This is a genomic window from Flavobacterium sp. (assembly GCF_043722275.1).
Lineage (GTDB): Bacteria > Bacteroidota > Bacteroidia > Flavobacteriales > Flavobacteriaceae > Flavobacterium.
The window spans coordinates 21,798-30,949 of record NZ_JAYSPC010000025.1 but is presented as its reverse complement, the minus strand read 5'-3'; the positions used below and the strand labels follow the sequence as shown (position 1 = coordinate 30,949).

Here is a 9,152-nt window from a genome sequence, read left to right as displayed (position 1 = left end):
ATCCCTCGTTCCTCGGGATGACAAACTATGTGGAAAGTTGTTGTGCTCTTCGACTTCGCTCAGAAGACAAAAATGCGCTACCAGTTTAAGATTATAATTATTTTTTATTCTCTCGCTCAAACGCAAAGAAAAAACCTTTGTAACTTTGATACTTTGCCTCTTTGCACCTCTGTTTCTTTGCCCCTTTTCTAAAAAAATCATTTTTTAGCTGCTTCTAAGATAACAATCATTTTTTCGGCAACTCCTTTTGCAGAAGCAGGATTTTGTCCTGTAACCAGATTTCCATCTGCAATACTATGATCAGACCAAATTGCCGCTGCGTGAAATTTTGCTCCTTGTTTTGTCAATGCGCTTTCTAATAAAAATGGTACATCGGCAATAGCGTAACCTCTTTCTTCTTCATCTGTAAATGAGGTGATATTTTTACCGTTTACTAAATAAGATCCGTTGCTTAATTTTACATTTAATAAGGAAACCGGACCGTGACAAACTGCTCCTACAACTGCATTGAGTTCGTAAGTTTCTTTAATTACTTTTTTAAGCAATTCGTTTTCCGGCATATCTACCATTGGTGCTAATCCGCCTGGTACAAAAATGGCGTCGTATTTACTTACCTCAACATTGGATAATTTAACGGCTTTTTGCATGGCTTCCCATCCTTTTCCGGTTAGAAACGCTAAGTTATCAGGGTCATTTGCTAAGTTAAGAGCATCTAAATACGGTGTGTCTCCGGTTAAACTTGCAAAATCTATTTGGTAATTTGCTTTGTCAAATTCGGCATAAGGATGTGCTACTTCAGGCAAAAAAGTTCCTGTTCTTCTGTTGTTTGGTCCAATTGCATTGGCATTCGATACGATAATTAAAATTTTCTTGTTCATTTTAGTTTCATTTTTAAGGGTTGATTTTTCTTTTACTACTGTGTTTTCCTTTTTATTTTGTGCATAAGAAGAAAAAAAGGCAAGTGCCAATGTGACGATCATAAGTTTTTTCATGGCTATAAATTTTTAATGGTTATGAATTATTTATAGGGCAAATTTATGCCAGCTCTACTCCTCAATAAGAGGAGGAAAGTCACAAAAAAAGTGTGATCGAAATCACACTTTAGTAGTAAATTGGGTTGTTATTTTGTATTAGAATAAAGCCTGCTAAGGGTTTCGCGGCTTACGCCAAGATATTCTGCGATATATTTCTTGGGAATTTTTTGCATTAAATTTGGATAGAGATCTGCAAATTCTTTATATCGCTGCTGCGGATTATTTGAAAGTAATGAAATAACGCGTTGCTGAAGTGCCAGATAACCTTTGGTGAGTTTTACCCTAAAAAAGTGTTCCATTTTATGAAGGGTTTCTGAAAGTTTTTCCCTTCCGTCAAGTGTGAGGCACAAAACTTCTCCTGCTTCCATACAAACCACATTCATGTTTGCCTGCTTTTGATTGAAGTAGGCGATATAATCCGACATCCACCAGTTTTCTGTGGCAAATTGCACGATGTGTTCTTTTCCGTCTTCGTCAAGATAAAAAACCCTGAAAATGCCGCTCATAATGATGTATTCGTATTTTGCATCATCACCTTGCTGAATTAAATATTGATTTTTTAATACCTTTCTAATAGTGAAAAAGGGCTTGATTGATTCAAATTCTTCATCACTAATCGATATAATTTCTTCAATATGCTTTCTGAGCTTTTCCATAATGGCTTTTTTTCCGAATCAAAGATAAAAGATTAATTGTTGTTTTTAAGCTCTTTTGATGGGATAAAGAATTGTTTTTTACTTGAGTTTTATGGAAGTATTTGAAAAATAGTTTAGGTTAAATTACTGTTGGAATTCTGTAATACTTAGTATTAAAAGTATAAAAATGCAATTTTGAGAGTATTTAATTTTACGATATTACTTCTAATACATTAGAATCTAATCAATAAAATACAAACTTAAATTAATTATTATGCCAGGAAAAGATCCGGGTCCGCAAATTAAAGATAAGGACCAATACGAAGCATTGCGCGATAAAGGTTACAGCAAAGAAAAATCAGCGCGAATATCAAATAGTAAGGGAGCCGAAAAAAGAGGTGGTTCCAGCGGAGATTATGAAGATAGATCAAAAGAGGATCTTTATGCTGAAGCTAAAAAAGCCGACATAAAAGGACGATCTAAAATGACGAAAAAAGAATTAATGCATGCTTTAAGAAGTAATTAATGTTTATAAAAAAAAAATCTCAAAAAAGCTTAAGATTAAACTTTTTTGAGATCTTTTTTATTGAATTAAAACAATTATTAGCAGAATATTAAACTGCTTTTTATTGCTTAATAAATTTCTGAACATAATTAGCTTTGTCGGTTACAACATTAATTATGTACATTCTGTTTATGAAATTGCTTACGTTGATTTGGTTATTATCAACTCTTGCATTGATTGTTTTTCCTGAAACATCGTAGACATTTACACTTAAAACCTCATCCTGAGTTCTAATATTCAGATAATCAGAAACCGGATTAGGGTAAATTGCTAATTCTAATTTCTGGAAATCGCCTGTTCCTAAAGTAGTTGATGTATTGACTTCGATAGATTTTTCGACTACTTTTCCGTTAGAATTAAAACTTACTACAACTGTTGCAGTTCCTAATGCTTGTGGCGTTAAAACCAATTCATCATTTGCATTTATTATTGCCGAAACAACTCCTGTATCACTATTTGATTTTACCGATTTTACAATTGCTATCGATAAATTATCTGTATCTGAAACTACATTTTTCAAATCAATTACTGTTGTACCCGTTGCTGAAACCTGCGAAGGCAAAGTCGCATTTACAACAGGCGCAGTATTATCAGGGAAAACTGTTACGGCTGGAAACCAGTAATAATCATCTAAAATTTTCGTATTTGTTAAGGTTCCTGCACTATTATAAGTATGAATCCAGTTTTTTTGATAATGTGCTCCAAATCCGCTTTCTGTTGTAGTCAGAATTAAATTATCCAAAACCGGATCAACTCGTAATGCAGCTCCGTAAGGAATTTGTTTGTACGTTCCTGTTTGTCCCGGAACTGTTGCAAAATTTTCATTAAACGTTTTTGAAGCTACATCAAATTTCACAATTTTTATTCCTGAACTAAAACTATTGATAGAATTTATCCAGTATAAAGCATTTTGCTGATTACTATATGTAAAGCTTCCTGCATTCCACGCGCCCCATGATCCAATATACTTTGTGGTAGGAATTGCATATTCTGTCACTGCAAAAGTTGTTGCATTTATATTAAATAATTTCTGGTTTTGAATTGACCAGATACTTCCGTCTTTTGCCTGAACAACTGAATCGTAAGCACCGGAGATTGTTTTAACTACAGTATTTGTTTTTGGGTCGATTACTAAAATTCCTTTGGTTTGTTTTACGGCAAATACATATTGAGATGTGCGAATCATGTTCCCTATTTGTCCTGTGTATTGACTTCCACCGCCAGTTTCTGCAATCAGACTTCCTACTTTCATATTGGCAATATCAAATAAATAAATTCCGTTTGATGCACCAATATATCCTGTGTTTTCGTCAATCCCTAAAAACGAACGTCCGTCACCTCCGCCAATATCATTAAATCCTGCGATTTTTTCCATGGTTTGCGCATTGGCTACGACTAATTTTCCACCCGGAGTATATTGACTATCTCCTCCATCAGCAGCTTGTTTTGAAACAAAATAAAATTTATCTCCGTAGATTGTTCCGTTTTGTGTGGTTGCTCCAAAAGCCTGATTGCTATTTGCAGCGCTATAAACGCGATAATTTACATTTCCGGAATTATTAACAAAATTCACAGATCCGTTTGTATGTCCAAACCATTCTTCGTTTACTATAAAATATCCGCTTGTAAAACTTGTTGCGGCAACATAAGCCGGAACCGGCGTAAATGTTGATGCAATTTCGATTGGCTCAAAATTTGGTCTAAAATTCCAAACATCCCATGAACCGTTCTCTAAAACACGGCTGCTTGCTCCCAAACCTGAATAACCATAGTCAGCATCAGCAGGATCTTTTACATTATAAGACCAATATCCGTTCACTGTCCAACCTGATTGCCAATGATCTGCAGGATCGATCGCTGTATAATCATCAAAATCATAAATAGTAGTATTTACGATTCCATTTACAGGATAATAAGGATATGTTACGTTTCCGCTTTTGTAAAGTCCGTTTGTATTTGCTCCATTTAAATCATAGCCAAATCCTCCTATCGCAGATCCAAATTGTGTTCCCTGATAAAGCAGAGAGAAAAATCTGGGATCAGCTTTCAGGATCGCTTTTAGCATGTCTTCACCAGTTGCGGTTCCATCCCATCTAAACCCCCACATTAAGGCATCAGAATTTTTACCGTCATTCCATTGTAACACAAAAGCTGCCTGATTTGAACCTGTACCAACCCAATATTGAATATCGTTGAAACTTGCAGCATTTGCAGCACTTTTTTTAAGCTGTTTTTGAGTTGTTTCTTGCTTAATATCATCTCGATATATGCCCTGAACTGTTACTTGCGCATTTGTCAGGAACGCAAAAAATAACATTATTATTAAAAAGTAATTTTTCTTCATGTTTGATTAATTTTAGAATTTTTATGGTTTAAAAAGGGTTAATTGTTAATGTGAATTCTTTTCTGTGTTTTAAAAAATTATTTATTCTGTTATTTTATTTAATATATAAATCATAAGCTCCCGCAACTTCTGTCGAAACTTCACCCAGCCAGCCCGCTTCCTGATTGATTGCTGTATATACTTTTATGAAATCTATTCCGGGAAGTTTTACGTAGTTTCCGGTTTTATCTACTGCCCATGCGATATCAATATTTGATGCTTCGTCATTGTTTGGTGCATTATCGGCATAGCCAAATTCAAAAGACGCACCAACCCAATAATTTCCGGTGCCGCTTTGATCGTAAAAATTATCTTTTATTCTTGTTCCTTTCAAGCTGTATGATGACTCAGCAATCCATGACGGATAATAACTCTGATCGTGAAATGCATTTTTTGACTTAAATCCTGATTTTCCCTGATTGTCTTCCCACTTAATATATTCCGAATCAATTTGCCAGAATTCCTCTCCTGCAATTGGCAATTTATTAGCATCAGGTTTAAAATAGGTTACACTATAATTCTTGATTGTAGTATTTTTAAAATATTCACTTCCTGCAATTTCGTACCATTCATCTTCATCAGGTTTTCCGTTTTTATTTTTATCGAAAGCCACCAGAATAATTCCGGCTTCGCAAGATCCTGAACGTTCTTCGCTGGCTTCACTTCCCCAAAATGCATTTCCTAAAATCTTGAAATCCCTTCCAGCCATATTTGGAATTGTGTGATCAAAACCAAAAACAACATATCCGCCAAAACTTCCTAACGAAATCATACTTGTATTCCCGCCAACGATTGCTTTTTTTGCTGCGCTGATAAGATTGGCTTCTGTATTTCCTGCTAAATATTCGGGAATTCCGTTTGTAAACTGACCAACTCCCGGACGAAAATCGAATACATTTGAGATGTATTTACTGTAAGTTCCCGCCTCTTTTGTTACATTAATTAAAGAAGTATATGTTTTGACAACTCCGTTATTTTCTACTTTTAAAGTCAGTGGATAATTTTTTAAATACGGAGTAATAAAATCCAATTGTGCGTTTTGTGATATTACAGAATCATTAATACTCCACGTTACTTGTGAATTCGCAGGCAGATTCGTGATAATATTCAGCACTTTAAAACGCTCAATTGTATAGGAATCTTTCAGTATTACTGCAGGTGGTTCTTCAATACCAAGTTCTTCGTTATCTGTTCCGCAGGCAATAAATCCCAGTATAAAGATGAAGACTAATGTTATTTTTAAAATTTTAAAAGTGTTTCTTCCCATATTCATAAATTTTAAATTAATTGCTGGTAATTGTAAATGTGTAAAATTTTCTATTCATGGTTTTTATCATTTATTTTTTAGTTATAAAGGCAATATGTGCAGGAATATTTCCGGCGGTTGTCTTCCATTTTAATTTTCCTTCGGGCGTAAAACAATAGATATAACCGGTTACGACATAATTTTGTGCATCGGTTATATAAATTTCTTTGGTTTCGGGATTTACCTGAAGTCCGTACGGAATCATGATTTGCTTATCTGTGCCATCTGTAATAAGTTTATCGCTGATTATTTTTTTGGTTTTGGTATCTAATATTCCGTAAGTAACTTTATTGCTGTTCGTTAAATAACTCCACGAAACGCTGTAGAAATACAATAAATCATCTACAAGACACATTCCCGAAACCGGAATATCAAACTGCATTTTTTTCTCTTCTGTCTTAGAATCTATCACAAAAAGATTAGAAGGTACTGTGTAATAATCTCCTCTGGAACTCACATAAATATCTCCGCGCGAGTCTATTTCCATTCCTGAAAGATTAATGCCAACATCTATTTTTTTGGTTTCTGTAAAGGTTTCGAGATCTATTACAGAGACTGTTCTGTCATAATTAGGAACTCTGTAACCGCCGGAATTTGCGACATATAATTTCCCGTTATGAACGACCATTTGTTCCGGCTGATATCCTACTGTAACTTTTCGTTTTATTTCTAAAGATGTTGTATCAATTTCTGCAACAAAACCAATTTCTGCATTTGGATTTATCGCTACAGGACCAGCATAGGAACTTACATAAGCTTTGTCTTTATAAAAAGTGACATATCGACAATTGGGAATGTCTATTTTTTTAATGCGTTTTGCCGACCATTTGTCTATAACCTCAACTTTGTTAGAACAATTGATTACCGCATAAACTTTGTTACCGTATATTTTTATGTCATTGCCTACATCTCCTAATTCTTTTATTACGGCGGGATTTCGTTCAGAATAAATATCGGTAGTATAATTTCCTGTCCTGTAATTGAAAATATCAATACTAGCTCTGTTCATTCCCATATTCCCTTCGTTTAAAAGATAAAAACCTTCTATTTTACCGTCACTTCTGGGCGCAGCAACGCTTTGATCTGATGACGGAAAAATAGTTTCATCTTCTCTACAGGAAACGAAAGCAACGGCTATAAATAAACTTAGGGTTAATTTTATGGTAATTTTTTTCATAGCTCAATACTTATTATGAATTTTAAGGTTCGCCCCGGCATCGGATAATTATAAATTACCTCGTATTGCTGATTAAAAGCGTTGTTTAATTCTATTGTACCTTTCATTTTATAATGCTGAAATGCAAATGATTTTTGTACGGCTAAATCGTGCGTGTACCAAGGCTGAACTTCGTTTACTTTTATATTATTGACATTCCCATTATATCGTTTACCCACATATATAAAGCTGTAATTAAAATTCCATGTTTTGTAATCGGCGTTTAAAATTCCTGATCCGCTATGCCACGGCGTATAGGGAATTTGATCTCCATAAGATGATAATTCCAAACCTGCAAATTTTGTGTAATCTCTGTTTTGCGAATACGTGTATGTTAGATTTGTACTCAGGTTTACGGTACCAATATGCATTCCCAGATTTACTACAGATTCTATTCCCTGCCCTTTTACCTGCCCAATATTCGTCATCATCCATCTGAATAAATTTCCGGTTGGAGCAGCCACAATTTTGTCTTTCGTATTAGTATAATAACCATCAACCTGAAAAGATAATTTGTCCAGAATCCCTTTTTCGATCAGAAGATTATAGGTAAAACCAACATCATACTGATTCATATATTCCGGTCGTAAAGTACTGGATCCAACCATTGTATAATACAAATCATTAAAAGTGGGCATTCTGAAAATACGTTTTGCGAATGCTCTTATATTAAAATCGTAATCCTTAAACGGGGTATATCCGAGGAATAATGCAGGAGTAAATTCGGTTTTATCAGGCGCTTTTGCATTGTATCGCACTTCCTCCTGAACATGAGTTCCTACAACACTTCCTAAAGCTTTGAAAGCGCCAAGTCTGTACGAACTTGCAAGGGCAAATAATGCCGTATACCGCTGTGGAAAAGAGAATAAAGTCTGGATTCCTTTTCTGGTTGCATTTAATCTATTGTATTGAAAATCTGTAGATAACGAAACATCCCAGGTGGGTAATATGCTGTACATATTTACCGCCGAAACATAATATTCCTGCTGAAAATAACTATCATCAGATTGTGCTCCTTCGGTTACGACTTCTCCTAAAATATTGGTGGTATCTCTGGCAACATAATGTGTATAATCATACGCATATTTGGCTTTTGCCTGAAATTTATATTTTTCGGTAAAATCCTTAATGAAAGTTCCTTGTGTAAAAAAATTCTTGTCGTATTGCCTGAAACCATCAGAAAATTTATTTTCAACAATTGCTCCGGGCGCTCCTCTTTCTGAATCATAATAATACACTTTGGCATCCCAGGAACCGTTATTTATTTTTCCGTAAAGTCCAGATTCAAATCTAAAGGCTTCAATATCACTATTGTGTCTCGTGGCGGTTGTATCATACGCAACAGTTCCGTCGAGATTGTTCCTTTTATACCTGTACTTATATTCTCCATTCGATTTTATGTATTCAGAACTTACGCTGAGACTGACTTTATCACTTAGTTTTTGTTCCCATCTAAACGAAGGATCAACATAATTAATGGACATTGTTTTGTAGCGAACTAATAGATTTGTCTTTTTTCCTCCAATAAAAACCGGTCGTTTTGTTCTTAAATAAATGGTTGAAGCTGCCGCATAATCTTTAGCCGACTGGAATATTTCGCTTTTTTGTCCGTTATACATCGTCAGGGATTCCATATCATCTAAGGAATATTTCCCTAAATCCGTCACACCGTTTTGTGCGTTTCCTAATTGTACGCCATCGTAAAAAACACCTACGTGATGCGTTCCCATATTACGGACATCGACAGTTTTAAGTCCGCCAAGACCGCCGTAATCTTTTATTTGAGTTCCTGCAAAATACCTTAAAGCATCGGCAACGTTATGACTGGCTAAATTTTCAAGTAATTTGCCTGATAAACTTTGTACAGGAATGACTTCCTGATACAGTTTTCCTTTTAGAATTACTTCTTTTAAAACGCGTAAACTATCGTTTGATACTTGCGAATGAAGTAAAAACGGAGCAGAAAATAGGAAAATAAATAAGAGTAATTTTTTATTATACATCACTGATTTA

8 protein-coding genes are annotated in these 9,152 nt (G+C 34.8%); 1 reads left to right on the top strand and 7 read right to left on the bottom strand.

What is annotated here, in order from left to right; all coding sequences use genetic code 11:
* From ACHZDT_RS03105 to ACHZDT_RS03095, 3 genes are all read right to left on the bottom strand, one after another.
* Window positions 1-201 (bottom strand): hypothetical protein (locus tag ACHZDT_RS03105; protein ID WP_394773201.1); only part of this gene is annotated, 201 nt, incomplete at its 3' end.
* Window positions 198-992 (bottom strand): type 1 glutamine amidotransferase domain-containing protein, encoded by a 795-nt coding sequence (locus tag ACHZDT_RS03100; RefSeq protein ID WP_394773200.1) that lies wholly within the window; start codon window positions 990-992, stop codon window positions 198-200. The genes ACHZDT_RS03100 and ACHZDT_RS03105, both read right to left, overlap by 4 nt.
* A gap of 128 nt (window positions 993-1,120) precedes the next feature.
* On the bottom strand, window positions 1,121-1,690 hold the full coding sequence (locus tag ACHZDT_RS03095) for a Crp/Fnr family transcriptional regulator (protein ID WP_394773199.1): 570 nt from the start codon (window positions 1,688-1,690) through the stop codon (window positions 1,121-1,123).
* A gap of 253 nt (window positions 1,691-1,943) precedes the next feature.
* Here ACHZDT_RS03095 and ACHZDT_RS03090 point away from each other — a divergent pair, with 253 nt between their 5' ends.
* A complete protein-coding gene (locus ACHZDT_RS03090) occupies window positions 1,944-2,195 on the top strand; it encodes a Rho termination factor (RefSeq protein WP_394773198.1) in 252 nt (83 codons plus the stop codon).
* 100 nt (window positions 2,196-2,295) lie between these two features.
* On the opposite strand, the gene ACHZDT_RS03085 is transcribed toward ACHZDT_RS03090, so the two are convergent.
* The 4 genes from ACHZDT_RS03085 to ACHZDT_RS03070 all read right to left on the bottom strand — a co-directional run bounded on the left by ACHZDT_RS03085 (window position 2,296) and on the right by ACHZDT_RS03070 (window position 9,142).
* Window positions 2,296-4,578: a DUF5074 domain-containing protein gene (locus ACHZDT_RS03085; protein WP_394773197.1), complete on the bottom strand. Its 2,283-nt coding sequence runs from the start codon at window positions 4,576-4,578 to the stop codon at window positions 2,296-2,298.
* 94 nt (window positions 4,579-4,672) lie between these two features.
* On the bottom strand, window positions 4,673-5,884 hold the full coding sequence (locus ACHZDT_RS03080) for a cell surface protein (protein ID WP_394773196.1): 1,212 nt from the start codon (window positions 5,882-5,884) through the stop codon (window positions 4,673-4,675).
* Window positions 5,885-5,954: 70 nt separating this feature from the next.
* The gene (locus tag ACHZDT_RS03075; protein ID WP_394773195.1) at window positions 5,955-7,100 is read right to left on the bottom strand and encodes a DUF5074 domain-containing protein; all 1,146 of its coding nucleotides are present in this window, start codon (window positions 7,098-7,100) and stop codon (window positions 5,955-5,957) included.
* Window positions 7,097-9,142 (bottom strand): TonB-dependent receptor, encoded by a 2,046-nt coding sequence (locus ACHZDT_RS03070; protein ID WP_394773194.1) that lies wholly within the window; start codon window positions 9,140-9,142, stop codon window positions 7,097-7,099. Before ACHZDT_RS03070 ends, ACHZDT_RS03075 begins: the two co-directional genes overlap by 4 nt.
* Between the last annotated feature and the right edge of the window lie 10 nt (window positions 9,143-9,152).

Excerpts from the sequence above, each read along its gene's own strand:
- ACHZDT_RS03080 (WP_394773196.1), bottom strand. The coding sequence starts at position 5,884 with ATGGGAAGAAACACTTTTAAAATTTTAAAAATAACATTAGTCTTCATC.
- ACHZDT_RS03100 (WP_394773200.1), bottom strand. The coding sequence starts at position 992 with ATGAAAAAACTTATGATCGTCACATTGGCACTTGCCTTTTTTTCTTCT.
- ACHZDT_RS03070 (WP_394773194.1), bottom strand. The coding sequence starts at position 9,142 with ATGTATAATAAAAAATTACTCTTATTTATTTTCCTATTTTCTGCTCCG.
- ACHZDT_RS03090 (WP_394773198.1), top strand. The coding sequence starts at position 1,944 with ATGCCAGGAAAAGATCCGGGTCCGCAAATTAAAGATAAGGACCAATAC.
- ACHZDT_RS03085 (WP_394773197.1), bottom strand. The coding sequence starts at position 4,578 with ATGAAGAAAAATTACTTTTTAATAATAATGTTATTTTTTGCGTTCCTG.
- ACHZDT_RS03075 (WP_394773195.1), bottom strand. The coding sequence starts at position 7,100 with ATGAAAAAAATTACCATAAAATTAACCCTAAGTTTATTTATAGCCGTT.
- ACHZDT_RS03095 (WP_394773199.1), bottom strand. The coding sequence starts at position 1,690 with ATGGAAAAGCTCAGAAAGCATATTGAAGAAATTATATCGATTAGTGAT.